Below are 26,943 nucleotides of genomic sequence, written 5' to 3' on the forward strand. Positions count from 1 at the left end.
AGCGGTCCCGCGGGTAGTTCTTCGGCGTTGCCGAGGCAGTCGAGTTCCTCGGGCGTCGAGTTCGTCATTGCTGATGCCGGCTGATGGAGGTCGGTCAGTCGATCGAGCGGGTGCCGAGCTGGTGCACCATCGTCGGGTCGCGATGGTCGAAGAACAGGGACGCGCCGGTGTCGAGAGCGGCGATCTGCGCCATTTCCTCGGCGGTGAGGGTGAAATCGAAGATGTCGAAATTCTCGGCCATGCGCTCCGGGCGAACCGATTTCGGGATGGCGACGACGCCGCGTTCGGTGAGCCAGCGCAACACCACCTGGCCGACGGATTTGTCGTGGGCCGCGGCGATGGCGGTGAGAGTGGGGTCGGTGAACAGGTTGTTGCGGCCCTCGGCGAACGGACCCCACGATTCGATCTGCACTCCCAGCTCGGCCATCTGCTTCTGGTAGTCCTGGCGTTGGAAGAACGGGTGGGTTTCGATCTGGTTGACCGCGGGGGTGATCTCGTTGTGGTCGATCAGGTCGACGAGCCGGTCGGGGTAGAAATTGGAGACACCGATGGCCCGGGCCAGGCCTTTCTTGTGCAGCGCTTCCATCGCGCGCCATTCGCTGTAGTAGTCGCCGAAGGGCTGATGGATCAAATAGAGGTCGAGGTAGTCCAGTCCGAGGCGGCGCAGCGAGCGTTCGAAAGCACGTTTCGTATTGTCCTCCCCGGCGGGCTGCACCCACAGTTTGGTGGTAACCCACAACTGTTCGCGGGGAATGCCGCTGGCTTTGATCGCGCGGCCGACCGCTTCTTCGTTGCCGTAACTGGCGGCGGTGTCGAGGTGGCGGTATCCGGCTTCGAGCGCTTCGATGACGACTTTCTCGGTTTCGTCGTCGGGAATCTGGAAGACCCCGAATCCCAGGATCGGCATGTCGACGCCGTTGTTGAGGGTGACGGTCTGCATGGAAATACTCCTTTCGTTGCCACTCCGACAACATAGGACGTGTCGGCCGTCAGGTGCGTCATCCCGGCCACCCCCGGCGAGCACACATGCCAATCCGGTGACTGATGCGGTCAGTACCTCCGATCCGGGTCCGCCAGGCCGGTGCCGGTGATGAAGGGGAGGTCGAGGGTGGTGCGGATGCCGGGGGGCGCGGCGACTACGGCGGGGATGGCGTTGACCAGGCGCATGGCGGTGCCGACGAGGCTGGCGTGGTTGTGGTCGCCGTGGTCGCTGAACATGGCGAGGTCGAGGGTGTAGTGCGGTTCGCCGGTGATCTCGACGCGGTAGGAACCGCCTGCGCGGGCGGGCTGTGGCCAGTCGGGGGCGAGGTCGGCGCGCAGACGAGTGACGTGCTCGAGCACGGTCACCACGCGGTCGCCGACCATGCCGCGGACTTCGAAGCGCAGGGCGGCGGCGGTGCCCGCGGGGATGGTGCCCGACGCGATGTCGAAGGTTTCCGGTGCGGGCAGTCGCTCGAAATTCTCTGTGACGGTGTCGAGTTCGATGCCGAGGCCCGCGGCGAGCTGACGCACCACGCTGCCCCAGGCCAGCGACAGCACGCCCGGCTGCAACAGCAGTGGCGTCTCCGTTATCGGGCGGCCGAAGCCCATGATGTCGAACATGACCGCGGGATTGTCGTAGGTCGAATAGTCGACGATCTCGAGACAGCGCACCTGTTCGACCGCACGGCAGGTGCTCACCAGCGCCAGCGGCAACAGATCGTTGGCGAAGCCGGGGTCGATGCCGTTGACGAACAGTGACGAATTACCTTGTGCCGCAGCTTGTTCCACGGGCTCGAGCAGGTTCGCGGGCAGTACGTCCCAGGGGTACTGGAGGAACACCGGCGCGCTGGCCACGACGTTGATGCCGGCCGACAGCAACATCCGCAGGTCGGCAAGCGCCTCCATCAGCCGGTTGTCGGTCATGGCCGTATAGACCACACAGTCGGGCCGCAGCGCCAGGATCTGCGCGGTATCGGTGGTGGCGTGAATGCCCGTGGCGGTCGCGGCTCCGGCGAGCTCGCCTGCGTCGCGGCCCGCCTTGTCGGGCCCGGAGACGTGCACGCCGACCAATTCGAGCCGGGGATCGGCCAGCACGCCTCCCAGCGCGTGCCGTCCGACATTGCCTGTGCCCCAGTGCACTACACGATGAGTCATGGTCGTCCTCACAGATCGGGAAGGGGGATGGTCAGATTGGGGGCGATGAGACCGCCGTCGACCTCGAGGACTTTGCCGGTGAGGAACGATCCGGCAGGCGAGGCGAGAAACACCGCGGCCGCGGCGATATCGGTCGGCTCACCGAGTCGCTTCAGCGGTGTGGCCTGCTCCATCTGGGTTCGCATCTCGTCGTTGCCCGCGACGACGGCGAGGGCCGAGGTCAGTATCGAGCCCGGTGCGATGGCATTGACCCGGATGCGGGGGCTCAGATCCAGGGCAGCACTGCGGGTGTAATGCGCCAGCGCGGCCTTGGCGGTCGCGTACGCGGCGAACGCGCGGCCGGGGAGCCTGCCCATGGTCGAGGTGATGTTGATGATCGATCCGGTGCCCGTGGTCGCGAGCATTCGCGGAACAGCGGCCCGTACCAGGGCATGCGCGGTGCCGACATTGAAGCTGAAGGCGTCGGCGAGATCGCCGGGGGAGGTGTCGAGCAACGGCTTCGGCATGGCCCCGCCCACATTGTTGACGACGATGTCCAAACGGCCGAACTGCTCCACCGCGATCTCGGCGAGTCCGGCGACCGTCTCCGGATCGGCGAGGTCGGCGACCACGACATGTGCGCGTCGACCGGCCGCCGCTACCTCTTCGGCGATCTGCCGCAGGTCGGACTCGGTGCGCGCGGCGATCACCAGGTCGGCGCCCGCCTGCGCGAAGCCGACGGCGACCGCGGCGCCGAGCCCGCGCCCCGCACCGGTGACGACGGCGACCCGGTCGTCCAGACGGAATTGGTCGAGAATCATGATCCCACCTCGTGTCGAATAGTCGACTAATATGCGACGAATAGTCGAGGCAGTGTAGGGCGGGCAGCGCCCGTGAACAAGGGGTGCCATGCCGGAATCCGCGTCGCCGCCGACCCGCCGGGTCATCGAGGTGATGGAGTTGCTGACCCGCGCCGAGCGAGCGCTGACCGCCTCGGAAGTCGCCTCGGCGCTCGGTCTCGCCCGTGCCACCGTCACCGCGGTGCTCACCGAACTCACCGACGCGGGCTGGGTGCGCCGCGACCGTGCGCGCCGTTTCGGTCCAGGTCCGGCGCTGGCTGTCCTGCGCCCGGTCGACACCGAGATCCCGAGCGCGGCGGTGAGCGCCGAGCTGAAGGCGCTGGCCGCGTCCGCGCACTGCGGCGTGACACTGAGCCGGATCGCCGACGGCCGACTCACCGTGGTCGCGAAGGAGTACGCGCTCGGCGCCCGGATTCTGCCCGGACTCGCTGTGGGACAATCCATTCCGCTCGGCTATCCGGCCGGTGCCGCGGTGATGCCGTGGCGGCAAGAGGCCGAGCGCAAAGCCTGGTCGGCGAGCGCGACCGGTCCGGCGCGGCGGAACGCGCCCGCGCTGCTGCGATTCGTCACCACCCACGGGTGCGCGGTATTTCGCCCCGACTCCGACGACGCCGGTCTGGTCGATGTGCTCGCGGAACTTCTCGGCGCGGTCGGTGCCGAAGTGGTACAGCCGGAGCTACGCACTCGGGTACTGCGCCAACTCTCGCGCCTCACCGCCCGCCCCTATCGCGAAGCCGACCTCGACAGCGCGGAACCACTGCCCGTGAGCTACCTGTCAGCACCGGTGTTCGACGGCTCCGCGGCACCATACGAGGTACAGATCGGTCCTCTACAGGCCGCGGTCAGCCGCGGCGATCGCGCGCACTACCTGGCAACGATCCGAGCGGGGGCCGCGGCGCTGTCCGCGGTTCTGTGAAACGCCGGCCACGGCACCGAGCCGTTCAGCTCGCAGCTCGGCCGACATCATGCGGGGTGTCGGTTCCAGCCCGCGCGGACAGCGGCGGTATGGAGTGCGTCGAGCCCGAACGCGTCGACCGGGCCAAGCGAACCGGCGTCGAGTAGTCCACCGCCCAGTGCGGTCTCGGCGGCCCAGGCCATGATCGCCGCGGTGAAATCGTAGGGATCGCCGCCCGCCAGCGTGACGCTCGCCAACGTCTTGCCGGCGTCATCGCGCGCTTCGGCGACCACCCAGGAACGGGTGCGGCCGCGAGCGTCGGCGTCGGGACCACCGGTCGACCCCTTGACGGTTCGAGCCAGGGCTTCATCGAGACCACGCTTGAGCGCGGGCACCTGCGCGACGACGGCTGTCAGTCGCGAGCCGAGGTGCAATCCCTGTGCCGCGAGCGGAGGCAGGCCGAGGAAGACGTCGACCGCACGCAGATTCGGATAGGAGCGCGTCAGCGCGAAATGCTCGGATCCGGGGATCGAGGTGCCCGTGCGGCTCTTTCCGGCGACATCGAAGGTGCGCAGACGCGCGCCGGTGCGCTCGGCGACAACCCGCCCGGAGCGCAGGGCGAAGCCGGATTCGAACAGCATTCCGGCCATGGAGGCACGGGTTCCGCCGCTGGTGCCGGGGCTTTGTACGAAGTAGCCGATCTCGGCACGGGTAGCGGTCGGCGCTTCACGCAAGGCGAGTCCGGCGGCCAGGTTGCCCGGCACGTAGTCGAACCCGAACGCGGTCAGCAGGCCCGCCCCGGCGGCGCGGGCCTCGTCGTCGAGCTCGAACACGGTGCGAATGAAGGGGCCTTCGCCCGTGGAGTCGACGTAGTGCGCTCCGGCGGCGATCGCCGCGTCCAGCGCGGGACGGCCATGGCGCAAGAACGGGCCGACCGTCGTGACCAGCACATCGCCGCGGTCGAGTAGGGCCCGCACGGAATCGGGGTCGGTGACGTCGGCGACCGCAGTCCGCGCGCCGCCGAGGTCGGCGGCGAGCTTCTCGACGGCGGCCCCGTTGCGTCCCGCCAGCACGGGCGAAGCGCCGCGTGCGATGAGCGCCTCGGCCGTCAGGCGTCCGGTGTACCCGGTGGCCCCGAACAATACGATTTTCGGCATCGCCGCTGTCTCCTCATAGTTGGCCGCTTGCTGACACTACCTACTTTTTCGTGCGGTGTGGCAAACGACGAGGCTCTTTCCGTACTTTAAGGTATGGAAAACTGTGTGAAGTAGTACGGTCGTTTCGGGCTCGGTCGGAGCCTCGAACAACAGGAGGCCACCGGTGAAGTGCCCCACCGCCTTTCGCTACTGGGAAGCTCGCAGTACTCCGGCAGTGCAGCGCATCGAACGCGTGTTCACGACGGTGACCAGGCAGCGGCTGTTCCCCACCGACGAGCAGGCGGTCGCCCTGTGCGAGGACCTGTTCACCGGTGACCCGGTCGCCGAACGCTTCGTCGCCGAGGTGATGCACGGCGAGATCGGGCCGAAAGCCGGACGCCGGATGTTGGAGACGGCGCTGACCGAGGGCATCGACGCGGTGCCCGACGCACCGGAATCCATGCGCGCGCTGTTCGCCGAATTCGAGACGGTGCCCGACTGGGTGGTGCCCGAACTGGTGGAGCAGGGTGCGGCGATCTGGCGGCGCTGGGGGACAATGCTTTTCAGCTTCGCCGGGGCCGAGACGCTCGAGATGTACACCGAGGCGGCGGTCGCGACGCCGCTGTCACTGGCCGGTGGCTACGCGGGCGACAGCGCGCTGCGCCGATTCCTGGAGACCACCCGGTTCTGGATGGATGTCTCGGCGCGCGACGCGTTGCTCACCCCGGGATCGGCGGGCCGGGCGACCGCGCTGAAGGTCCGGGTCATGCATGTCTCGGTACGCGCCAAGGTGGCCGGGCATCCCGAATGGGACATCGACCGATGGGGCCTGCCGATCAGCCAGACCTACCAGATGCTGACCCTGCTCGCGGGCAGTGTGACGCCCGGTCTCGGCTTGTGGGCGCTGGGTTATCAGACGACACCCTCGGAAATCCGTGCGCTGCTGCACTTCCAGAAGTACATGGGCCATCTGCTGGGCGTGCGGCTGCGCTGGTACCCGGAGACGGTCTCGGACGGGCTGCGGGTTCTGGCGATGACCATCGCGTCGCGGTCCTACGACTCCGGTCAGCACGGCACCGAGCTGATCGAGTCCTACCCCGCGGCTTTCGCTCCCCGCGACGGCCATAGCGGTCTGACGCGCCTGCGCGAAAAGTACAACTACCGCATCAATTCCGTGTACTCCGCGATGTACATGGCACCCGGCACCCGGCGTCGCTACACCATGCCGCCCGCCTTCCCGTGGATACTGCTCCCGCTCCTGCGTTTTCCGCTGATCACGGCGATGGAACTCGCGCGCCGGATCTGCCCGCCGTTCGCGCGGGCGCACGAGAAACTCATGCTCGCCCACCGTGAGAACTGGTACCGAGCCCAGATGCGAGGTCGCGAAGCGGCCTTCGACGCCAGCGGCGCACTGCGCCGATGACCCCACCGAAAGCAGCCATGACCACCGCAGACATCGTCGAAGTATGGAACGGTCCGGGCCGCCGCGACGCGGTACTGACCCCGGTCGAACCGCGCCACAACGGCTTTCATCCGTCGCCGAGCAAACTCGCCTTCGAGCACTGGTATTTCGACGCCCACCTCGACACCGGCCACGTGGTGATCGGCTTCCTGACCAAGCGCAGGCCCGAAGACCTGCCGTTGGCCCGCCCCTGGGTGGAGATGATCGTCTACGCCCCGGACGGCACCCGCCGCCAGGTGTCGCGGCGCTACCCACAGTCGGCGGCCTCGTTCTCCTCCGATGCCTGCGATGTCCGCATCGGCGACAACACCGCGCGCACCGAGTTCCGCGACGACGGGCCGCCCACCCATCACCTGCGAATGGCCGAGGGCGGCATCGCGTTCGACCTGCGGTTCCACAACGAGGTGCCGAGCTGGATGCCGGGCAAGGGCGAAACCCGTTTCGGCACAGCGGATTCCTTCGGCTGGATGGTCGGTGCCCCGCGCGCCGAGGTGACCGGGTCGATCGAACTCGACGGCGTGCGCCACGACGTCACCGGACGTGGGTATCACGACCACAACTGGGGCGTCGGCGACATGAAGAAGATCATCGAGCGCTGGCATTGGGGCCGACTGTATGTCGAGGACTATTCCCTGCTGTACGCCTCGGTGCTGACCCAGCAGCGCCGGGGCGGACACGAGATCAACCCGCTGATGCTCGCGCACCACGCCGACATCGTGTTGTCCACCGGCGAAACGGTGCTCACCGAGGGACCGGCGCGTTTCGACGCCACCGCGGGCCGCGCCTATCCCGAGTGGATCGAGTTGCGCGTCCCCGGGAAAGTCGAACTACGCCTGGACGTGACGCGGGTGATCCACGCCCACGATCTACTGGATGACCTGCCGGTGGTGCGGGCACGGCTGATCAAACCGCTGGTGCATCGGCTGGTCGGGCACCCGGGCTACTTCCGGTTCGAGTCGAGTTTCGACCTGACGGTGCACGCCGACAGCGGACCGCGGCGGCGCAGTGGGACCACGCTGCACGAACTGGTCGCGCTGACCTGACCCCCGCGGAACTCCTTGTGGCGCAGCGCAGGTCAGCTGATCACCGGGGCGATTCGGTGCTGGTGACGAAGCGGAAGAACTCGCGGCGCTGATCCTCGGTCGGCACGGGCAGATTCTGATTTCCGTGGACGAAACCGATGCCGGCGAAGCACATCAGCCCCGCGCGCATCTGCGCCTGTTCGGCCGAGAACCCCATGTCGACAAGGGTGTCGGACAGGCTGTGAAAGATCCGCTGATCCAGTGCCTTCACCGCCTCGGCCACCTTGGTGTTGGTGCGCGCCCAGTCCCGGACCGCCAGTTCGACCTGCCACACCCGCTCCCCGGTGAGCAGTTCGCCCATCCGGTCCAGGCGTTGCCGCGGCGGCAGATCGTCGAGATCCTGGAATCCGCGGGCTGCGTCATTGTGGTCGGCGCACCAGAACTGCGCCGTGGTCTCGAGCAGTTGGTCGATGCCGTCGAAATGCCAGTAGAAGCTGCCTTTGGTCACCCCGAGCTCGTCGCACACCTTGGCGATGGTGATCGCGGCGACGCCGTCGCGCAGCAGGATGCGCAGAGTCGCGGCCGTCCAGTCCTCGACGCCGAGCCTGCGTGCCGCACCCCGCGCCGCTGCCGCTTTGCGTTTGGACACCGGAGCCGGTGGTCGCGATTTCTCGGTCATGGCCACTTTCCTTCGGGTGTCGCGGGCGGCGAACCGTACTCAGCCGTACAGTCAAACCTACCAAAAGGTACGGCTCGACGATCAGCGGTCCTGGTCGCTCGTCGGAGCGACTGGTGCCGCTCGCGTCTCGCCGGGCCGCAATGCCCCGACGATCTCGTCGGCGAGCAGGAGCCCGGCCAGACCGTGGCCGTGCTTTTCCCGGCGCACCAGCGCGATGATGTTGTCGCTGAAGGCATCTCGAACGGGCCGAAAAGCCAGGCGGCCGTCGCGCAGTTCGTCGGCGATGTCGAATTCGCTGAGGAAGGCGATGGCTTCGCCGGTGGTCGCGAGCCGTTTCATCGTCTCGATCGAGTTGGTGTGAAACGCGGGTTGGATATCGAGGTCGGCTTTGGTGAAGGCCTCGGCGACGATCCCGTGAATCACCATCGAGCGGTCGGCGAAGATCAGCGGGTACGGCGTGCAGTGCGCGAGCGGAATCGTGTCCATCGCGGCCAGCGGATGATGGGGGGAGACAACAACTCCGAGCCGGGTGTTGATCTGCCAGTAGATCTCGAGCTGCGTCGATGACGGGATGTTGAAGCCGAGACCGAGATCGGCCTCGCTGTTCTCGACCGCGGCCACGATATCGAGGGTCGACATGGTGCGGATCGATATCCGGACCTGCGGATGACGGGCGCGAAACGTCGCCGCGGCGGTGGCGACGACGCTGCTGGCCAGGCCGGTCATCGTGGCGATCACGACCTCACCGCTGCCGAGGGCGCGCAGATCGCGGATGTCGGCCACCGTCTCGCGGTATTGCAGCAGTGTCTGCCGGATATGCGCGACCAGCGCTTCGCCCGCCGGGGTGAGACGCATGCCGCGCGGTAACCGCTCGAACAGCGGTTGATCGAGTTCGGCTTCGAGCAGCAAGATCTGCCGGTTGATCGCCGAGGGCGCGACGTGCAGCCGGGCACCGGCGGCGCGAATGGAGCCCAGCCGCGCCACCTCGTCGATGTACTGCAGCAATCGTGAATGGAGCACCACGCACCTCCTTCGGCTCGTGTGCGAAATATTAGTACACATCGTGCGAAAACGAATGCTTGTGGGCAACAGTGCTGATCACGTCCAATCAATGCACAGAAATGAATTTCGACGTGAGGACCGCCATGCAGGACCACAATTCGACAACCGAGGCCCCGGGCTCGACAGACGTTGCCGCCCAGGACGATCACGTCCGGACGATCTTCGGCATCCTGGAAGGTGAACAGGAAGCCGATCTGCTGCTGCGCAACCTGTACATCCTGGATGTGCACAGCGAGAGCGTCTATCCCGGATCGCTGCTGGTCCACGGGCAGCGCATCATCGCGCTGAACCCGGACGAATCGATCGTGCGGTTCCGCGAATCCTTCGACGGTCAGGGCCTTTACGCGATTCCGGGCCTGATCGACTCGCACCTGCACTTCGAATCCCAGCTCGCGCACCCGGCGGCGTTCGGCGAGGCGATCGTGCCGAGCGGCACCACCACGGTCTTCGGCGAGACGCTCGATTTCGCCAGCGCCGCGGGTGCCGAGGCGGTCGACGCGGCCAAAGCGCTGTTCGCCGATCACGACAAGCTGCCGTACCGGCTCTATGCCTTCGCGCCGGGAAAGAAGAGCTCACCCGACGTCACCGAGGCGATGCTGGAAATGGATCCGGTGATCGGTCTGGGGGAGTTGGCCCACCTGTCCTACATGACCGGCAACGCCGACGATTTCCGTAAGTCCGCGCTCGGACGAGCGAACGCGGGATTCGTGAACTGCCACTGGGGCGTCACGTCGCTGTCGGACATGATGCTCAATTACATGCCCGCGATCGGCGTCGACAACAACCATGACGTCTGGAACGAAGACGATATCGAAAAGAGTATCCGCTACGGCCTCAACACCCAGATCAAATTCGGGGTCGGTAGCCCCGAGGTCATTCGAACGATGTTGCGCGCCATCGTGAAACGTCGCTGGCCCGCCGAGAACTTCCAGCTCTGTGCCGACAATATCTCGGTGGACAGGGTGCTGCGGCACGGCCACATCGACTGGGTCATCTCCCTCGCTGTCGAGATGGGAATGGCGCCGATCCAGGCGATCAAGATGGGCACGCTGTATGCCGCACGCTCCTTCCACAAGGACCGCGACCTCGGCTCGCTGAGCCCGGGGCGCTTCGCCGACATCGTCTTGACCGACAGCCTCTCCAAGATCAACCCCCGCTACGTCTTCAAGGGCGGCAAGCTCGTCGCCGCGGACCGCCGGCTGCTGGAGCCGGTCGGCATCGACTACTCGATCCTGGCCAAACAACCTCGGCCCGGCCTCGGTGACCTGCGCGCCGAGCAGCTCGATCTCGCGCCGATCGAGGTCTCCGAGGACGGCACGCAGGCGAAGGTGCTGCTGTTCGACGTGTACGGCCGCGGGCATCTCAAGTTCGCGCAGGAGGTGTGGGTTCCGTTCCGCGACGGCGTGGTCGTCCCCGAACTCGACGGTGTGCGGCTCAACCGGATCTCGGTCGTGCAGCGCTACGCCGACGGTGCGCGCCACACGGTCAACGCGCTGTTCAAGGGCGTCTCGCTGGACCATGGCGCGGTCTCCACGTTCTGGCCGGCACCGTCGGCCTATTTCGTGGTGGTCGGCACCGACAGCGCGGAGATGTTCGACAACCTCGGGCAGTTGGACGGTCTCGTCGGCGGCTGCGTCGTGACCGAGGACGGGCAGACGAAGGCCGTGCTGCCGCTGGACTTCTACGGCGTGATGGCCGACATGAACCTGACCGAACTCGTCGACGCGACCCGCTCGATCGACGACGCCCTCGCGAAGCTGGGCAACCGCAACGAAGGTGAACCGGTCGTCAACAAGCTGCTGACGCTGTTCATTTCGCTCGACCGCTTCGGCTTCATGAAATAGCCTCGGCCGACAGAGCAAGGAATACCGTCATGCAGCACGACAAAGACACGGCAGTCATCGACAACGGAAACAAGGTGCGTCGCTGGATCGTCTACATCGCCGGGATCTATATCCTCACCCTCGGCCTCAGTTTGGCCATCAGGGCCGGGATCGGCATCTCCCCGCAGAGCAGCCTCACCCGCACGATGACCCTGGTGTTCACGCCACTGAGTCAGGGCAATTACAACCTCATCCTCGAGGTCATCATGCTCGGCCTGACCTTCCTGGTCCGGCCGAAGGCATTCAAGGCGAGCTATCTGCTGTCGATGATTCCGGCGCTGGTGCTGGCGCTGCTCCTCGACTTCAACCTGATGATCACCAAGGGAATTCATCTCGAGCCGTACGCGGCCAATTTCGTGCTGCTGGTTTTCGCCGATGCGATGCTGGCATTCGGATTGTTCCTGATGATCCGCGCGAACCTGATATTGATGCCCATCGATCTGTTCGTCAACACCATCCAGCAGAAGACGGGCCGCAAGTGGGGAAACATCAAGACGGTGTTCGACTGCACGCTGCTGGCCCTGTCGGCGGGCATCGGCCTGCTGTTCCTCGGCGCACCGCACTTCATTCGTGAAGGCACGATCATCAACGCGATCCTTGTCGGGCAGTACGTGAAGTTGTACTTCTTCCTGCACGAGAAGTTCACGGCTCGACAGCGGTCTTTCCTGCCACGGCCGGCACCCGTGGCTGACTAGAAACCAGTAATGCCGGACAGTTCGCTGTCCGGCATTACTTCGTGGATTACGCGTCGGCGGCTGCGGGGGTCACCGCGGCGTCGCCGTCATCGACCTCCGGCGGCCCCGATCCGGTGGCCGCGTCGACCTGCTCGCCGATGTAGCGGATGACCACCGCGACCATCGCGACCACCGGCACCGCGAGAAACGCGCCGGTGATGCCGTAGAGCGAGCCACCCGCGGTGACGGCGAGCAGCACGATGACCGCGTGCAGTTCCATGCTCCGGCTCTGCAGCACCGGTTGCAGCACATTGCCTTCCAATTGCTGCACCGCGATGACGATGCCGAGCACGATCAGCGCCGTGGTGAGCCCGTTGCCGACCAGTGCGACCAGGACGGCGAGGGCGCCGGCGACGAACGCGCCGACCATCGGGATGAATCCGCCGATGAAAGTGATCACCGTCAGGACCATCGCCAGCGGAACATCGAGAATGAACAGGGCCGCGCCGATGCAGATCGCGTCGACCATGCTGACGATCGCCTGAGTGCGGATGAACCCACCCAGAGTCGCCCAGACGCGTTCCAGCACGGCTTCGACGTGATGGCCGCTGCGATTGCCGAACACCACGTGCATCCAGGGCAGAAAACGCGAGCCGTCCTTCAGGAAGAAGAACACCATCACCAACACCAGGAACACGGTGATCAGGACCGAGGTGGCCGTCGATACGCCGGTGAACACGCCGCCGGCGATCTGCGCGCCGCTGGATTGCAGCCGGCCGACGATGGCCTCGACCGCGGAATCGAGTTGCTCGTCACGGATGTTGAGCGGCGGTCCCTGGATCCAGTCGCGGACCTGGTTGACACCGTCGGTGGCCTTGTCGGCGAGTTCGGGTGCCTGATCGGCCACCGAGGGCACGATCAGCGCGATGACCCCGGCGAGCACCGCGACGAATCCCAGCAGGGTTGCCGACGCGGCCAGCGCGGGCGGCCACCTGTGCCGGGTCAGCCAGTGGGTCAGCGGCCAGAGGACCGTGGTCACCACGATCGCCAGCGCGATGGGCAGCAGCACCACCCACAGGCGGGCGGCGACGGAACCGAGCACCCACGCCCCCGCCGCGATCGCCACGATGCACAGTGACCATTTCGCCAGCCACAGCAGCCCGCCCCCGATGACGTCGCCGCGCTCACGCGTCGGTTTCGGTTGTACCCCACTGGGTTCTTTCCCCTGCCCGCTCACGTCGCCAGTCTGACACGATCGATCGCCGGGTGCGTAGTGCCGTGGCCGGTGGCCATCGGCCGTTCATCCGCGCCGCGGCCGGCGTGCGCGCTACTCCGCCGCGTCTGCCCTGCCCTCGCACGGACCAGGGGAGCGGCCGGGGAAGACCCGTTCGAGCAGGTCGGACAGGTGCGCGCGGTCCTGATCGCTGAGCCCGTTCAGGCCCTGCTCGGTGGTGTGCATCCGTGCTCGGATCGCATCGGTGACGCGCTCGCCCTCTGGCGTGATGACGAGATTGGTGACCCGCCGGTCGGAGGGGCTTGCCTCGCGCTGCACGAGGCCGCGCTTCTCCAGCCGGTTGATGATCCCGGTCACGTTGGAGGCGTCGCAGCCCAATCTGTTGGCCAGCGCGCGCATCGCGACCGGGCCCCGGCGGAGCACGGTCAGCGCCTTGCCCTGGCTCGCGGTGAGATTCTCACTCGCCGCCGCCGCGGTGAAATCCCCGTAGTAGGCGCCGAGTGACATCGAGAGCAGCTCCATCAGATGAGCCGTGTCGACGCGGGGAGCTGCTGTCATGAGTGCCAGTTTATGCGCAGAAACTTGACTATCTCAAATATCTGTCTCTACCGTGGGGCATTGCTTGAAGTACTCAACCTTCGACATAGTCAAGTAGCTACGAGGAGTATCCAGTGATCGTCACCGCGTCCGAGGCTGCCCGCACGGCCGAGATCCTGTCCCGGCCCGTCACGCTGAACGGCCTGACCGTCCCGAACCGCATCGCGATGGCACCGATGACGCGCATGTTCTCCCCGGACGGCATTCCCGGCGACGACGTGCGCTCCTACTACGCCCGCCGCGCCGCCGCGGGCGTCGGCCTGATCGTCACCGAGGGCACCTACGTCGGCCACGAGTCGGCCGGGCAGAGTGACCGGGTGCCGCGCTTCCACGGCGACGAGCAGTTGGCCGGGTGGGCGAAGGTCGCCGCGGACGTGCACGCGGCGGGCGGCACGATCGTGCCGCAGCTGTGGCACATCGGCATGGTCCGCAAGCAGGGCGAGGCGCCCTACCCCGACGCCCCCGCGGTCGGCCCCTCCGGCATTCGTGTCGACGGCACCGAGGGCACCGGCAAGGCCATGACCCAGGGCGACCTCGACGATGTCATCGGCGCCTTCGCCGACGCCGCCGCGGACGCCGAGCGGATCGGCTTCGACGGCGTCGAACTGCACGGCGCGCACGGCTATCTCCTCGACCAGTTCCTGTGGGCGCGGACCAACCGTCGTGACGACGGCTACGGCGGCGACGCGGTGGAGCGCACGCGGTTCGCCGCCGAGATCGTGGCCGCGGTCCGCGCCGTCGTCTCGCCGGAATTCCCGGTGATCTTCCGCTACTCGCAGTGGAAGCAGGACGCCTACGACGGCCGCCTCGCCGAGACCCCGCAGGAACTCGAGGCCATCCTGGCACCGCTGGCCGCCGCAGGCGTCGACGCCTTCCACGCCTCCACCCGCCGCTACTGGATCTCGGAGTTCGACGGGTCGGACCTGAACCTCGCGGGCTGGACCAAGAAGCTCACCGGCAAGCCGACCATCACCGTGGGTTCGGTCGGCCTCGACGGCGACTTCCTCCATGCGTTCCGGGGTCAGGGCGCCGAGCTCGGCAACCTCGACAACCTCCTCGACCGCATGGAACGCGACGAATTCGACATGGTCGCCGTCGGCCGCGCGCTTCTCCAGGACCCGGACTGGGCATCCAAGGTCCTGGCAGGACGAACCGGCGAACTGAAGCCCTACGACGCGGCAGCGCTGAAAACGCTGAGCTGACACCGGCATCCGGCGTATTCACCGCAGATGCCGTGAGGACTCGCCGCTGATCAGAGGTGTAGTCGCAGGCGGCCAGTCCTCACACCACGCGTCGGTTGCCCACGTACACCCGACCCTCGAAAGTCCGAATCGGGCTGGTGAAGTCGAGTGACCACAGTGGGCTCGGGTGCTCACCCGACGGCACCACGGTCACCGTCCCCTTGCCGCTGCGTGGGACGGTGACGACCCGGGTGCCGTCGGTCGCCCAGGGGATCTGCTCGTCCGGAAGAAGTCCGCCGTCGGCGGTGTACGCGTCGAACCATGCGTACGCCGCGGCGTTGGTCGCGTTGGCGAACTGGGATTTGCCGGTGGCATCCCAGCGAAAGAGTATTTTGCCGCCGATGCCCGCCACGGCCGGATTGTTGCTGTAGCCCGCTTCCTTCGGTACCTCCCTCGACCAGAGGACCGAACCTGTCGCCGGATCGAATGCGCCGATCACCTCGGCCCGCTTGTTCATCAGCACAGGCAGGGCCGCCGCGGTAGTGGGCTCCGCGTACTGTCGCGCACCGCCGTTCGGCGAGGGGTCGTCGCCCTGGGTGGAGTAGCCGGCACTCGGGATGATGCGCCAGTCAGCGCCCGCGCTCGATCGTTTCGTACCGTCGAGCGCGTAGAAGTCCCGGCCGACGGCGAACCCGCCGGGGAAGGCGGCCCAGTCCGGAGCCCAGACGGTATTGCCCACGGGCTTGTCGGGTGTCATCCGATATACGACCGTGCCGGTCTCGATATCGCGCAACTCGAAGCTCGGCTTCGAGAACGGATCACCCGACACCCCGTCGTTCTCGAGCGACAACACGCCCGCGCCGCGCACGAGGCCGACGCGAACCCCGTCGGCCTGCCACCGCACGGTGCCCGCGCTGTCCGCGACGGTGACCGAACCGAATCGACTACTTTTGCGTTCCGGTTCGAAGAGCGCGAATACTTCTCCCGCCGTGACGATTTCGGTTGCCGCGCCGAGCCTGCCGGAGACGACGCCCGCCTGGACATCGATGATCTTCGTCGCGTAGGAGTCCGAGTCGACGTCGGTGGTTCCCGCCGCTGCTTCGGCGTATTGCGCGCGGCATCCCGCGTAACGTCCGGAGCGGGTGAACACGCAGTCGCCGAAATCGCCCCGACCCACATCGATACTGCGCAGCACCGCCCCGGTCTCCGCGTCGAGGATGTCCAGATAGTTCGTCCGCTCGGCCCGGTTGTAGAGCACGACCTTGTCGTTGCCCCCGACCGGGTATTCGGAGCCGGGCACCGCGGGCTGCCGCCACCGCTGCGCTGTGGGCCGGCTGCCGAGGTCGGGACTCTGTGCGGTGACCGAGATCCGGGGCATCGCGCGAGCGGCCTCGGTCGGCCCGATCTCCTCTGGTCCGCTCGGCCACAGGGCGAACGCGATCACGACCGCGACGACGACCATGGCGGCCGCACCGGCTCCCGCCCAGATGCCACGCCGGGGCGGTGGCGACGCGGCGCTGTCCCGGATCACCGTCACGATGGCGGCCTGTGTCCCGCCGCCGGGAGGTGTCCGCGCAGCCTGCGACCCGACGAGGGACCGCCGCAGCGCCGAACCCAGCGCCGCCGCGAATTCCGACGATGTCGCGAACCGGTCCGCGGGCCGCTTCGACATCGCCCGCGCGAGCACCGAATCCACCTCCGGACCCAGCTCGGGGCGCGCGATGCGCACGCTCGGCGGCGCGGCGGTGGCGTGCCGTGTGACCACCACCGCGGGGTTCGCGTCCGTGAACGGGGCCGCACCCGTCAGGAGGTGAAAGACACTGCAGGCCAAGGAGTATTGATCACTGCGCCCGTCCAGCGGCAAGCCGTGCAACTGTTCGGGCGAGGCATAGTTCAGCGTGCCGATCATGACGCCCGTGCCGGTCAGATCCGAGTTGTCCGAGGCGTGTCGCGCGATCCCGAAATCGGTCAGGAGAATATCGCCGGTCCGGCTCATCAGGATGTTCGCCGGCTTCACATCCCGATGCACCAGACCCTGCGCGCTCGCGCGATCCAATGCTGCGGCAACCGGTTCCGCGATCCGGGCCACCTCGTCGGCGGCGAACTGCCCGGTCGCGGACAGCCGCTGCGCCAGATCGACACCCTCGACCAGTTCCATCGCGATCCACAACCGGCCGTCGCACTCGCCGCGGTCGTAGACCTTCACGATCGCCGGATGTGACAGGCCCGCCGCGAGATCGGCCTCCCGCTCGAACCGGACTCGATACCGCGGATCCAGCGCGAACTCTGCCGCCAGTACCTTCACCGCGTCCGAGCGCGGCAACCGCGGATGCCTGGCCGCGTAGACCTCGCCCATCCCACCGGCACCCAGCAGCCGTTCGATCACATACCCGGCGAAAACTTCTCCCGAACGCAACATCGGTCCCTCCTCCGGCGACGAGGTTACCGACTGTGCTCTCGCGAAGGCGCCCGCGTTCAGTCCGCCGACTCGAGTTGCTGCTTGAGGTTGCGCAGCGTGCGGTGGATGTTCTTGCGCTGGAATTCCACGAAAGTATCTCCACCGGTGACGATCCGGTCGAAGACCTGAACCGCCGCATTCGGCCATGACCGGCGATCGTCGTGCCAGGTCTCGGTGACCCGGGTGCCACCGTTGTCCGGCTCGAATCGGTATTCCCAGGTCGCGATACCCGCCCGGATCCATGGCCGCCGGACGCCGATCGCCTCGACCCGGAACGCGAACCGCTGCCCCGGCTCGGCCGCGATCACCACGCAGCGAGTCACCCAGCGGGCACCGCCGCGCTTGTTCAGCCCTTCGAATTCCATTCCCACGTAGGTGGACTCGCGCGGCTGGGCAACCTTCGCACCGCGGTTCTCCGGGCTCCACCGGCCCATCAGTGTCGGATCGCTGACCTGCTGATAGACGAACACCGGATCGGCAGCGATGTCGATGCTGTCGAAGACGGTCGTGGTGCGGCTCATGGACTCGAACCTACTGGCCCTAATGTGCGGCATCGAGAAGCGGCTGGCCGATCACACCCATCGCGTGCGACGCACCACCGAGAACCCACCCGCCGTCGGCCGGCAGCACAACGCCGGAGACGAAGTCGGCGAGCGGGGAGGCGAGGAATCGGCACACGTTGGCGACGTCGCGGGGCGTGCCGTATCGGCGCAGCGGCACGCTGCCGGTGACCAGGGCCCGATCCTGCTCGGTCGGGGCCAACCGGGCCATGCCCTCGGTGCCATCGATCGGGCCGGGGATCACGCCGTTGACGCGGATCCCGAGCGGGCCCCATTCCATCGCCAGGACCTTGGTGAGCATGTCGACGCCGGCCTTGGCGGCACAGACATGCGCTTGGGTGATCGTCGGCAATTCCGACTGCGGTGCCGAGATGTTGATGACGGAGGCGCCGGGCTTGCGCAGGAACTGGTAGCTCGCGCGCAGGACGTTGTAGGTGCCGAGCAGATCGATGTCGACCACCGACTTGAACCCGTTGGCGGACATGCCGACGGCGGCGGCGGGGAAGTTGCCCGCCGCACCGGAGATCATCACGTCGAAGTCGCCGAACTCCTGGTGCACCGATTGCAGGACGGCCTCGGTCGCGCTGTAGTCGCGGACGTCGGCGCTCCCGCCGAACGCTTCGGCACCGAGCGCGCGCAGGCGTTCGACGGCCGCGTCGACCTTGTCGGCGGAGCGACTCAGTACCGCGACACGAGCACCGGCCCGCGCGAAGTCCTCGGCCACGCCGAGATTGATGCCGCTGGTGCCGCCCGCGACGACGACGACCTTGTCGGTCAGGTCGATCTTCTGGATGAATTCTGACTCCATGCCGGACAGACTATCAGTAGTACGAACTATTATCTGTCACGATTATCCGTGGCGAGGGTTGCCGATGACGGATGTGGGTGTGGCGCCGACTACGATCGTCTCTGCTGTCCAGCCCAGAAATCGAGGTTCCGCCAGTGACCGAACCGTTGGTCCCGGATATGGTCGCCGACCACACCAGCTGCCTGCTGATCAAGCTCGGGCAGGTGATGTTCCGCGTGAGCGAGGATCGGCTCGCCGCGCTGGGGCTGCGGACGAGGCACTTCATGATCTTGAAGGTGCTGGCGGGCGACCAGGCCAGTTCTCAGCTCGAACTGGGAACCCGGCTACGCATCGACTCGACCACGATGGTTGCCGCGATCGACCATCTGGAATCCGAGGGGCTCGCCGCAAGAATTCGTGATCACCGTGACCGCCGGCGTTTTCTCGTCGAGATCACCGAGCAGGGGATGCGCGCCGTCGAGCAGGCCGACGAACTAGTCCGCACGCTGAACGACGACCTCTTCGACGGTCTGGATCAGGATGAGCGCGCGAGCTTGCATCGAGCGCTGCTGGCGATCAACTCCGGCGAGGCGTTGCCGCAGGCCTATGACGCCGTGCGGCAACGCTGACATCGGGCTACCCGGCGTTGACGACCTCGGCGGGCGGGTTCGGTGCGTAGAGCTCGTCGATCTGCGCCGCGTACTTCTCGGCGATGACCTTGCGCTTGAGTTTCAAGGTGAGGGTGACCTCGTCGCCGCCCGCTTCCCAGAAGGTGGGCAGGATGCGGAAGCGCTTGATCTGCTCCACGCGGGAGAGCGTGCTGTTGCCCAGTGCCACACCGGCTTCGAGCGCGGCGCGGACCGTCGCGTCCACGGCCAGCGCGGCGGCGGAGGCGTCGGGGAGCGCGTGCTCGCGGGCGTACGGCTCGACGGATTCGGCGTCGAGCACGATCAGTGCGGTGTTGTAGGACCGGCCGTCGCCGATGACGGCCATCGCGCCGATCAGCGGGGTGGCCGCCTTGATCGCGTTCTCGATGTTGGTGGGGGACATGTTCTTTCCCGCCGCGTTGATGATCATCTCCTTCTTGCGGTCGACGACGCGCAGGTAGCCCTCGTCGTCGATGCTGACGATGTCACCGGTGTGCAGCCAGCCGTCGGTGTCGATCGCCTCGGCGGTCTGCTCGGGCCTGCCGCGGTAGCCTTTCATCACCAGTGGTCCGCGCACGTGCAGTTCCCCGTCGTCGGACAGGCGTGATTCCATGCCGGGCAACAGCTTTCCGACCGCACCGAGCACGGCGTCGCGGGGATGGCTGACGCTGCAGATGCACGCCAGCTCCGACATGCCCCAGATCTCGGCGATCGGGATGCCGAGACCAGCGAAGAAGGCCAGGGTCTGGGGCGGGATCGGGGCGGCGCCGGACATGGCCCACCGCACCCGGTCCAGACCGAGGGCGGCACCCAGCTTGCTCAGCACCAGCTCGTCGGCCCGCGCCCACTCGGCGGCGAGCTCGGCGGGCACCGATTCGCCTGCCAGCTGATGGGCGCTGCGGGCCGCGGCGACCGACATCGCCCACGCCATGCCATGGCGGCGGGTCTCGTCGGGTTCGGCCGCGACCTTGAATTCGATAGCGGCCTTGAGCTTTTCCCACACCCGCGGGACTGCGCCCCAGATCGTGGGATGCAGATCGGCGAGGGCGGCGGCGATCTGCTTGGGGTCGCCGACACTGGTCACCTGGGTGCCGAGCACCTCCTGCACGTAGAGCGCGGTCAGGCGGTCGGCGATGTGGGCGGTCGGCATGAACGAGGTGATGGTGTCACCGAATTCGATGCCGAGGATATCGGCGATGCCATACACCTGGAAAAGCAGTGCGGCATGGGTGGTTTCGACGCCCTTGGGCGCGCCGGTGGTGCCCGAGGTGTAGATGAGCGTCGCGACGTCCTCGCCGCGCACCGCACGCCAGGCGGCGTCGAAGTCGAAATCGGCACGACCCGCCGCGAGTAGTTCGGCCACCGACAGAGTGCTCTCGGGTGCCTCGTCGACGCAGACGATGTGGTCGAGTTCGACACCGGCGGACGCGATCAGCTTCGCGTACTGCGGCTCGCAGATCACCACCCGCGCTCCGGCATTGCCGAGCACATAGGCGAGCTGTTCGGGGGAGAGGGTGTTGTACACCGAGAACGAGGTGGCGCCCAGATGCTGCGCACCGACTTCGAGGGGATAGAACTCCACCCGGTTGCTCATCATCAGCGCGACGGTGTCGCCACGGCGCACGCCGAGGCCTGCCAGTCCGGTGGCGACCGCGCGGACCTGGGCCGCGTACTTGGCCCAGGTGATGGTCTGGGTGTCGCCTGGCGTACGCAACGCGACCGCCTCGGGAGCGATCGAGGCAGTGTGCTGGAACGCTGCGGGCAGGGTGTCGAAACGAGGAATGCTCACGGAGAAAGGAACTTTCTGGTTGGTGACGGCAGGTGCGGTGCCGCGATGAGAACGCTGATGGGCATTGTCCGGAAGGTCCGCGGCCGATATCGGCCTGTGCGGGCCCGCGGCGAGGCGCTCAGCGGCGGCGCTCGATCGCCCGGATCAGCTCGTGCACCGTGGTGTCGGCGGCGAGGCGGTGATCGAGGACGACGTTGATCGCACCGCGCAACAGCGCGTAGGGTTCCCAGCCGCTCGGTGCGATGGTGCGCGGTGCGCGGCGGGCGATGCCGTCGGCGATCGTGCGGGCCGCGTGCTCGGCGCTGATCCGCACATCGAGTGGCCACGGCAGCATCGCGTCGAGTTCTGCGCCGAGGTCGTCGGTGTCGAGCATGTCGTGGGTCATCGCGGTGTCGACGATGCCGAAGTACGCGACGCCCGCGCTGGCCCCGCTCGCGGCGAGTTCCACGCGCAGCGCCCGCCCCAGCTGTTCCACCGCGGCCTTGCTCACCATGTACGGCGAACCGCCCATCCCCGGCGCGAACGCCGCGCAGGACGACACCACCACGACATGGCCGCGCGTGGACACGATGTGGTCCAGCGCCGGATGGACGGTGTTGAACACACCGGTGAGGTTGATTCCGATCACCCGGTCGAAGTCCGCCGGGTCCATCGTGCGCACGGTGGCGGGCACGGGCGTCACGCCCGCGTTGGCCACCACCACGTCGAGCTTGCCGAATCGTCGCACCACCTCGTCGATCGCCGCGGTCATCTGCGCCCGGTCGGCGACATCGGCGCCGATGGCGTGGGTGTCGAGGCCCAACTCGTCGGCGGCGCGTCGGGCCGCGACCGCGTCGACGTCGATCACGACGACCTGCGCGCCGCGGCGGTACAGGATCCGGGCCAGTTCCCGGCCGATGCCCTGACCGGCGCCGGTGATCACGACGACCTTGCCCGCCACCTCGTAGGAGCGCCCGAACCAGTCGGTCGGCGCGAGTAGCCGGATCATGCCGACACCTCGTAGGACTCGATGTCGAATCGACGTGTGCGGCGGCGGTATTCGAAGCTCCAGTTCGGATACAGCCCGGCATTGCCGCCCTCGGCGGTGGTGTAGTAGCTCTCGCAGCCACCGGTGAGCCAGACGGTGTCGGCGCTGCGCTTGCCCATCTCCTCGACGAAATCGCGCTGCACCTGCGAACGGACCTCGACCCGTGTTCCGCCGCGAGCGCGCAGCGTGCTCAGCGCGTCGACGATGTAGGCGATCTGCGACTCGATCATGAAGACCGCCGATTGGTTGCCCGCCGCACCGAACGGACCAAGGGTGCAGAAGAAGTTCGGGAACCCGGCCACCGCCGCGCCGAGATAGGTCTGCGGCCGTTGCTGGAAGAGCTGGGCGATCGAGCGCCCGTCGTGACCGATGATGCGGTCGAAAACACTGGGCGTCGAGGTGAATCCGGTGCCGTAGATGATGGTGTCCACGGGGATCTCGACGCCGGCGCGGGTGACGATGGAATGCGCGCGTACTTCGGCGATGCCGTCGGTCACGACCTCGACATTGTCCTTGTCGAGGGCGGGGAGATAGGCATCGGAGAAGATCGCCCGCTTGCAGCCGATCATGTAGTCCGGAGTCAGCGTGGCCCGCAGCTTCGGGTCGCGGATCTGGCGGCGCAGCTGGATTCGGCCCAGCAGTTCGAAGGGATGACGGAACCTGTTGTCGACGAACCCGACCAGGCCGAATCCCTCGATCAGCGAGTACCAGGTGCCACGAACAGCCTTCTGCGCCAACGGGATCTGACGCAGCAGCCGACGCTCGAGCCCGAGCGTCGGACGGTCCATCCGCGGCACGATCCACGGCGCCGAACGCTGGAACACCGTCAGCGCGGCGACCTTCGGCTGGATCTCCGGCACGAACTGGACCGCGGAGGCACCGGTGCCGATCACCGCCACGCGCCGGCCGGTCAGGTCGTGGTCGTGGTCCCAGTGCAGGGAGTGGAAGGCCGTGCCCTCGAAGGTCTCCAGGCCCGGCAGCGACGGATACTTGGCCTCGGCGAAAATGCCCGCGGCGGAAAGGAAGTAGTCCGCGGTCAGCGTGCCACGGGAGGTCTCGATCCGCCACCGTGACTGCTCGTCGTCCCAGCGCGCGCCCAGGAGTTCGGTGCCGAACCGCACGTGCCGGATAACGTCGTTGGACTCGGCGACGGTGCGCAGGTAGTCGAGGATCTCGGGCTGCTTGCCGTAGGTGCGCGACCACTCCGGGTTGGGCGCGAAGGAGTAACTGTAGAGCTGGGAGGGGACATCGCAGGCGCAGCCGGGGTAGGTGTTGGCCTGCCAGGTGCCGCCGAGGTCGTCGGCGCGTTCCAGCACGACGATGTCGTCGAAGCCGGCTTCGCGGAGTTTGATCGTGAGCCCGATCCCGCCGAATCCGGCGCCGAGCACGACGATGTGCGTGTGTTCTGCGGGCATGGGTCAGCCGATCCTTCCGTGCAGCACCGACACCAGGCGATCGATGACGGTGTCGATCCGGGTGCTGCGGGTGAATGTCGTGAGCGCCAGCGGTGAGGAGAACCGCTGGCGTGTAGTCGCTTTGGCGTAGGTGAACTCGCGCAGGCCGTCGGGTCCGTGCACCCGGCCGAAGCCGGAGGCGCCGACCCCGCCCAGCGGCAGCGCGGGGATGGTGGCGTGCGCGACGAACGCGTTGATCGAGGTGGCGCCCGCGTCGATCCGGTCGGCGATGGCGTCGCCGTCGCGGCGGGCGAAGACGGTGGCGCCGAGTCCGTATTCGGAGTCGTTGACCCGCTCGATCGCCTCGTCCATGGACGTGACCCGGGTGACGACCAGCGTGGGGCCGAAGGTCTCCTCGGTGACCGCCGCGCTGTCGTGCGGTACGTCGACCAGGATCGTCGGCTGCACGAACTGGCCGTCGATGGCGTCGAGCCCACCCAGCAGTGCCCGGCCGCCCCGGGCGAGCACGTCCTCGATGTGGTGGCGAATCACCGCGAGCTGCTTGGGCATGGTGATCGGGCCGATCTTCGCCGTGCCCGCTCCGGCGCGCAGTTGGCCTGCGCGATCGAGCAATTCGGTGAGGAACGCGTCGTAGACATCGGTGTGTACGTAGACCCGTTCCACGCCGAGGCAGGTCTGCCCGGCATTGGCCATGCCACCCCACAGCGCGGCGTCGGCCGCGGCACCGAGATCAGCGTCCGCGTCGACGACGAGCGCGTCCTTGCCCCCGCACTCCATGAGCACCGGCGTGAGCCGCTGCGCGCAGGCCGCCATCACCCGCTTGCCCGTCTCGGTGGAACCGGTGAACCCGATCTTGCCGACCCGGCTGCGGCACAGCGCGGCCCCGGTCGCACCACCACCGGTGATCACCTGCAGGACAGGCTGTTCGGGGACGACGCGGGCGAACGCCTCGGCGAGCCAGACGCCGACTCCCGGGGTGTACTCACTGGGTTTGAACACCACGGCGTTGCCCGCGGCCAGCGCGAACGAGATCGAGCCGAGCGGGGTGAACACCGGGTAGTTCCACGGGCCGATCACCCCGACCACGCCGAAGGGCCGGTACTCGACCCGGCAGGCCTGGTTGACGGTCAACAGACTCGGCGCGACCGATCGCGGCCCGAGCACGGCTTTCGCGTTGTGCGCGGCCCATTTCAGGTGTTCGAGCGCCATCACGATCTCGAGCGCGGCGTCGGAGTGCGGCTTGCCCATCTCCTGGCTCATGAGGCGAGCGAGTTCGTCGCGGCCGCGGGTGATCTCGGCGCGCCAGCGGTCGAGGCGGCGCGCACGTTCATCGAAACCGGCTGTGCGCCACCAGATCGCGGCGCCGTGGGCGCGCTCGACGGTGGCCTCGACGGCGCTCTCGTCGTGGCTGGGGTAGGAGGCGACCAGGGCGCCGGTCGCGGGACTGTGGACGTCGAAGCTTAGTGAGGTGGTCATGGGAGGCGTGCCTTTCGCGATCAGAGGTCCAGCGTGAGTGCGCCACCGGCGGAACGGGACACGCAGGTGAGGAGGTGATCGGCGCGCTCGCCCGGTGGGAGCAGTCGGTCGCGGTGATCGATCGCGCCCGCGAGGACCTTGGTCTTGCAGGTGCCGCAGAAACCCTGTCGGCAGGAATACGCGATATCGGGTCGCACCCGGCGGATCGCGTCGAGCGCGGTCTCGGTGCTGTCGACGCGCACCGTCTCCCCGCTGCGCGCGAGGGTGATGTCGAATGCCTTGCCATCGGTCACCGGCCGCGCTGAGAACAGTTCGGTGTGCAGCGAGGCGGTGGGATTCAGCGCGAACAGGGTGCGCTGGGCGGCGTCGAGCACCGGGGGAGGACCGCACACGTAGACCGCGGCGCCGGGGGCGGCGGTGGCGAGCAGTGCGGGAAGGTCGGGTGTGCCGGTTTCGTCGTCGGGCCGGAGCTCGGTGCCTGCCGGGAGTTCGCCGAGAAACGGCATGGAGTCGCGCGATCGGCCCAGATAGACCAGTCGCCCGCGGGCACCGGCCGCACGCGCCATCGGCAGGATCGGGGTGATCCCGATGCCCGCGGCGATGAACAGGTACGACGGTGCGGTCTCGACGAAGGTGAAGGCGTTGCGTGGCCCGCGGATGCGCAGCCCGGCACCTGCGCGCAGGGTGTGCATCTCCCGTGATCCGCCGTCGCCGTTGTCGATGCGGCGCACCGCGATCCGGTAGCGACGCCGGTCGCGCGGATCACCGCACAGGGAGTACTGGCGTTGGCGACCAGAGGCGAGGAAGACGTCGATATGGCACCCCGGCCGCCACGACGGCAGGAACTCGCCCTCGGCGCCTGCCAAGGTCAGGCTCACCACGTCGGTGGTCTCCGCGTGCACCGCCTCTACCCGGAGATCGAGATCGAAGCCGTTGTGTCGCACCGGATGTGGTGGCGACAGTGCGGGCTGGGTGAACACCTTCTTGTAGAGGTCGACGGCGGCGCCGATGGTGCGCAGGCTCGGTGTCGCGACATCCGCGGAAGGGTTCACGCGCGCGCCGCCGGCGAGTGGGCCAGGTACCGCAGGGCGTTGTCCATCGAACCCAGCTGGGAGGGATGGAAACCCGGCCGCAGGTAGCGCGGCATCTCGGTGACGAAAGTGGTGAAACTCGGGATCACCCCGCGCACCGTCGCACTCACGAACTGCCTGGCCCAGGAGCGTCCCTTGTCCTTGCTCGGATCCTGGCGATACAAGTACGCGGTCGAGACGACGAACAGCGGCAGCAGCGTGCCGCTGGCGAGCAGCCCGGTGCGCAGTCGTCGCGCGTAACCGCCGTCGACGTGCATATAGGCGTCGAACACCACGCTGCGGTGCTCGACCTCTTCGGCCCCGTGCCAGCGCACCAGATCGAGCATGGTCGGGTCCATCCCGAGCTCGGCCAGCACCTCCGATTCCAGCAACCACTCGCCGATGACCGCGGTGAAATGCTCCATCCCGGCGAACAAGCCGAGACGTTCCTTGAGCCATTCCTCCTTGGCGCGGCCGGTGAGCCCCTGATCGCCGAGGATCCGGTCGACCAGCCAGGCGATCTTGGCGACATAGGACTCGACATCGAGCCCGATCGACTGCAGATGCCGCCGCGCGCCTTCGTGGCTGCTGGCGTGCATCGACTCCTGGCCGATGAATCCGGTGACTTCCTCGCGCAGCCGCTCGTCCTCGATGTAGGGCAGGGCCTCGGCGAGGCAGGTGGCCATCGCTCGTTCGCCCTCGGGAAGGACGAGATGCATCACGTTGGTGACATGTGTCGCGAGTACTTCGCCCGGGATGTAGTGCAGGGGCACCGACGAGAAGTCGAAGTGCACATCCCGCGCGTGAATTGCGTGCGCTTGTTCCTGATAGGAGCGCGCCGTTGCACCGTTATCAGCCATATCCGAACCGTACAGTGCAACAAATAGTATCGCAATGTTGCAGACGGATCTGAT

At 67.4% G+C, this 26,943-nt stretch carries 24 protein-coding genes; 7 read left to right on the plus strand and 17 right to left on the minus strand.

Annotated features, from left to right (window positions below; translation table 11 throughout):
• Window positions 1-94: 94 nt before the first annotated feature.
• The 3 genes from ACQHI0_RS08400 to ACQHI0_RS08410 form a co-directional block, all read right to left on the minus strand.
• Window positions 95-940 carry an aldo/keto reductase gene (locus tag ACQHI0_RS08400; protein WP_427907362.1) on the minus strand — a complete coding sequence of 282 codons (846 nt, stop codon included), beginning with the start codon at window positions 938-940 and terminating at the stop codon, window positions 95-97.
• Window positions 941-1,050: 110 nt separating this feature from the next.
• Complete coding sequence (locus ACQHI0_RS08405) at window positions 1,051-2,136, minus strand: diacylglycerol kinase (RefSeq protein ID WP_427907363.1); 1,086 nt, start codon at window positions 2,134-2,136, stop codon at window positions 1,051-1,053.
• 8 nt (window positions 2,137-2,144) lie between these two features.
• A complete protein-coding gene (locus ACQHI0_RS08410) occupies window positions 2,145-2,936 on the minus strand; it encodes an SDR family oxidoreductase (RefSeq protein ID WP_427907364.1) in 792 nt (263 codons plus the stop codon).
• Between the two features lie 88 nt (window positions 2,937-3,024).
• Between ACQHI0_RS08410 and ACQHI0_RS08415 the strand changes: the two genes are divergently transcribed.
• Entirely contained in the window at window positions 3,025-3,891 is an 867-nt protein-coding gene (locus ACQHI0_RS08415) for a helix-turn-helix domain-containing protein (protein ID WP_427907365.1), read from the plus strand.
• Between the two features lie 47 nt (window positions 3,892-3,938).
• On the opposite strand, the gene ACQHI0_RS08420 is transcribed toward ACQHI0_RS08415, so the two are convergent.
• The gene (locus tag ACQHI0_RS08420) at window positions 3,939-5,027 is read right to left on the minus strand and encodes a saccharopine dehydrogenase family protein (RefSeq protein WP_427907366.1); all 1,089 of its coding nucleotides are present in this window, start codon (window positions 5,025-5,027) and stop codon (window positions 3,939-3,941) included.
• A 163-nt stretch (window positions 5,028-5,190) separates the two neighbouring features.
• Between ACQHI0_RS08420 and ACQHI0_RS08425 the strand changes: the two genes are divergently transcribed.
• Window positions 5,191-6,429: an oxygenase MpaB family protein gene (locus ACQHI0_RS08425; RefSeq protein WP_427907367.1), complete on the plus strand. Its 1,239-nt coding sequence runs from the start codon at window positions 5,191-5,193 to the stop codon at window positions 6,427-6,429.
• A gap of 17 nt (window positions 6,430-6,446) precedes the next feature.
• On the plus strand, window positions 6,447-7,511 hold the full coding sequence (locus ACQHI0_RS08430) for a lipocalin-like domain-containing protein (protein ID WP_427907368.1): 1,065 nt from the start codon (window positions 6,447-6,449) through the stop codon (window positions 7,509-7,511).
• Window positions 7,512-7,551: 40 nt separating this feature from the next.
• Here ACQHI0_RS08430 and ACQHI0_RS08435 read toward each other — a convergent pair whose 3' ends face one another.
• Together ACQHI0_RS08435 and ACQHI0_RS08440 are read right to left on the minus strand one after the other, a co-directional pair.
• Entirely contained in the window at window positions 7,552-8,169 is a 618-nt protein-coding gene (locus ACQHI0_RS08435; protein WP_427907369.1) for a TetR/AcrR family transcriptional regulator, read from the minus strand.
• A gap of 81 nt (window positions 8,170-8,250) precedes the next feature.
• A complete protein-coding gene (locus tag ACQHI0_RS08440; protein WP_427907370.1) occupies window positions 8,251-9,189 on the minus strand; it encodes a LysR family transcriptional regulator in 939 nt (312 codons plus the stop codon).
• 113 nt (window positions 9,190-9,302) lie between these two features.
• Between ACQHI0_RS08440 and ACQHI0_RS08445 the strand changes: the two genes are divergently transcribed.
• A complete protein-coding gene (locus tag ACQHI0_RS08445) occupies window positions 9,303-11,075 on the plus strand; it encodes an adenine deaminase C-terminal domain-containing protein (protein ID WP_427907371.1) in 1,773 nt (590 codons plus the stop codon).
• Between the two features lie 29 nt (window positions 11,076-11,104).
• The gene (locus ACQHI0_RS08450; RefSeq protein ID WP_427907372.1) at window positions 11,105-11,809 is read left to right on the plus strand and encodes a YczE/YyaS/YitT family protein; all 705 of its coding nucleotides are present in this window, start codon (window positions 11,105-11,107) and stop codon (window positions 11,807-11,809) included.
• Window positions 11,810-11,855: 46 nt separating this feature from the next.
• Here ACQHI0_RS08450 and ACQHI0_RS08455 read toward each other — a convergent pair whose 3' ends face one another.
• Together ACQHI0_RS08455 and ACQHI0_RS08460 are read right to left on the minus strand one after the other, a co-directional pair.
• A complete protein-coding gene (locus ACQHI0_RS08455) occupies window positions 11,856-13,025 on the minus strand; it encodes an AI-2E family transporter (RefSeq protein ID WP_427907373.1) in 1,170 nt (389 codons plus the stop codon).
• A 90-nt stretch (window positions 13,026-13,115) separates the two neighbouring features.
• Window positions 13,116-13,580 (minus strand): MarR family winged helix-turn-helix transcriptional regulator, encoded by a 465-nt coding sequence (locus ACQHI0_RS08460; RefSeq protein ID WP_427907374.1) that lies wholly within the window; start codon window positions 13,578-13,580, stop codon window positions 13,116-13,118.
• 113 nt (window positions 13,581-13,693) lie between these two features.
• On the opposite strand from ACQHI0_RS08460, the gene ACQHI0_RS08465 reads away from it, so the two are divergent.
• A complete protein-coding gene (locus ACQHI0_RS08465; RefSeq protein ID WP_427907375.1) occupies window positions 13,694-14,821 on the plus strand; it encodes an NADH:flavin oxidoreductase in 1,128 nt (375 codons plus the stop codon).
• Between the two features lie 79 nt (window positions 14,822-14,900).
• On the opposite strand, the gene ACQHI0_RS08470 is transcribed toward ACQHI0_RS08465, so the two are convergent.
• The 3 genes from ACQHI0_RS08470 to ACQHI0_RS08480 are packed head-to-tail and all read right to left on the minus strand — an operon-like array spanning window position 14,901 to window position 18,626.
• Window positions 14,901-17,219 carry a protein kinase domain-containing protein gene (locus ACQHI0_RS08470; RefSeq protein WP_427907376.1) on the minus strand — a complete coding sequence of 773 codons (2,319 nt, stop codon included), beginning with the start codon at window positions 17,217-17,219 and terminating at the stop codon, window positions 14,901-14,903.
• A gap of 56 nt (window positions 17,220-17,275) precedes the next feature.
• Window positions 17,276-17,779 (minus strand): SRPBCC family protein, encoded by a 504-nt coding sequence (locus tag ACQHI0_RS08475; RefSeq protein ID WP_427907377.1) that lies wholly within the window; start codon window positions 17,777-17,779, stop codon window positions 17,276-17,278.
• A 19-nt stretch (window positions 17,780-17,798) separates the two neighbouring features.
• Complete coding sequence (locus tag ACQHI0_RS08480) at window positions 17,799-18,626, minus strand: SDR family oxidoreductase (RefSeq protein WP_427907378.1); 828 nt, start codon at window positions 18,624-18,626, stop codon at window positions 17,799-17,801.
• 134 nt (window positions 18,627-18,760) lie between these two features.
• On the opposite strand from ACQHI0_RS08480, the gene ACQHI0_RS08485 reads away from it, so the two are divergent.
• The gene (locus tag ACQHI0_RS08485; protein ID WP_427907379.1) at window positions 18,761-19,234 is read left to right on the plus strand and encodes a MarR family winged helix-turn-helix transcriptional regulator; all 474 of its coding nucleotides are present in this window, start codon (window positions 18,761-18,763) and stop codon (window positions 19,232-19,234) included.
• Window positions 19,235-19,241: 7 nt separating this feature from the next.
• Here the strand turns inward: ACQHI0_RS08485 and fadD11 are convergent, their stop codons facing one another.
• From fadD11 to ACQHI0_RS08515, 6 genes are all read right to left on the minus strand, one after another.
• Complete coding sequence (gene fadD11 / locus ACQHI0_RS08490) at window positions 19,242-21,041, minus strand: fatty acid--CoA ligase FadD11 (RefSeq protein ID WP_427907380.1); 1,800 nt, start codon at window positions 21,039-21,041, stop codon at window positions 19,242-19,244.
• A gap of 118 nt (window positions 21,042-21,159) precedes the next feature.
• Window positions 21,160-22,029 carry a short-chain dehydrogenase/reductase gene (locus tag ACQHI0_RS08495; protein ID WP_427907381.1) on the minus strand — a complete coding sequence of 290 codons (870 nt, stop codon included), beginning with the start codon at window positions 22,027-22,029 and terminating at the stop codon, window positions 21,160-21,162.
• Window positions 22,026-23,483, minus strand: coding sequence for a flavin-containing monooxygenase (locus ACQHI0_RS08500; RefSeq protein ID WP_427907382.1), 1,458 nt, complete (start codon window positions 23,481-23,483; stop codon window positions 22,026-22,028). Before ACQHI0_RS08500 ends, ACQHI0_RS08495 begins: the two co-directional genes overlap by 4 nt.
• A 3-nt stretch (window positions 23,484-23,486) precedes the next feature.
• Window positions 23,487-24,959: an aldehyde dehydrogenase family protein gene (locus ACQHI0_RS08505; RefSeq protein ID WP_427907383.1), complete on the minus strand. Its 1,473-nt coding sequence runs from the start codon at window positions 24,957-24,959 to the stop codon at window positions 23,487-23,489.
• Window positions 24,960-24,979: 20 nt separating this feature from the next.
• Complete coding sequence (locus tag ACQHI0_RS08510) at window positions 24,980-26,011, minus strand: PDR/VanB family oxidoreductase (protein ID WP_427907384.1); 1,032 nt, start codon at window positions 26,009-26,011, stop codon at window positions 24,980-24,982.
• Complete coding sequence (locus ACQHI0_RS08515) at window positions 26,008-26,889, minus strand: metal-dependent hydrolase (RefSeq protein ID WP_427907385.1); 882 nt, start codon at window positions 26,887-26,889, stop codon at window positions 26,008-26,010. Before ACQHI0_RS08515 ends, ACQHI0_RS08510 begins: the two co-directional genes overlap by 4 nt.
• Window positions 26,890-26,943 lie beyond the last annotated feature (54 nt).

This window comes from Nocardia sp. FBN12 (assembly GCF_050320175.1).
Classification (GTDB): Bacteria; Actinomycetota; Actinomycetes; order Mycobacteriales; family Mycobacteriaceae; genus Nocardia.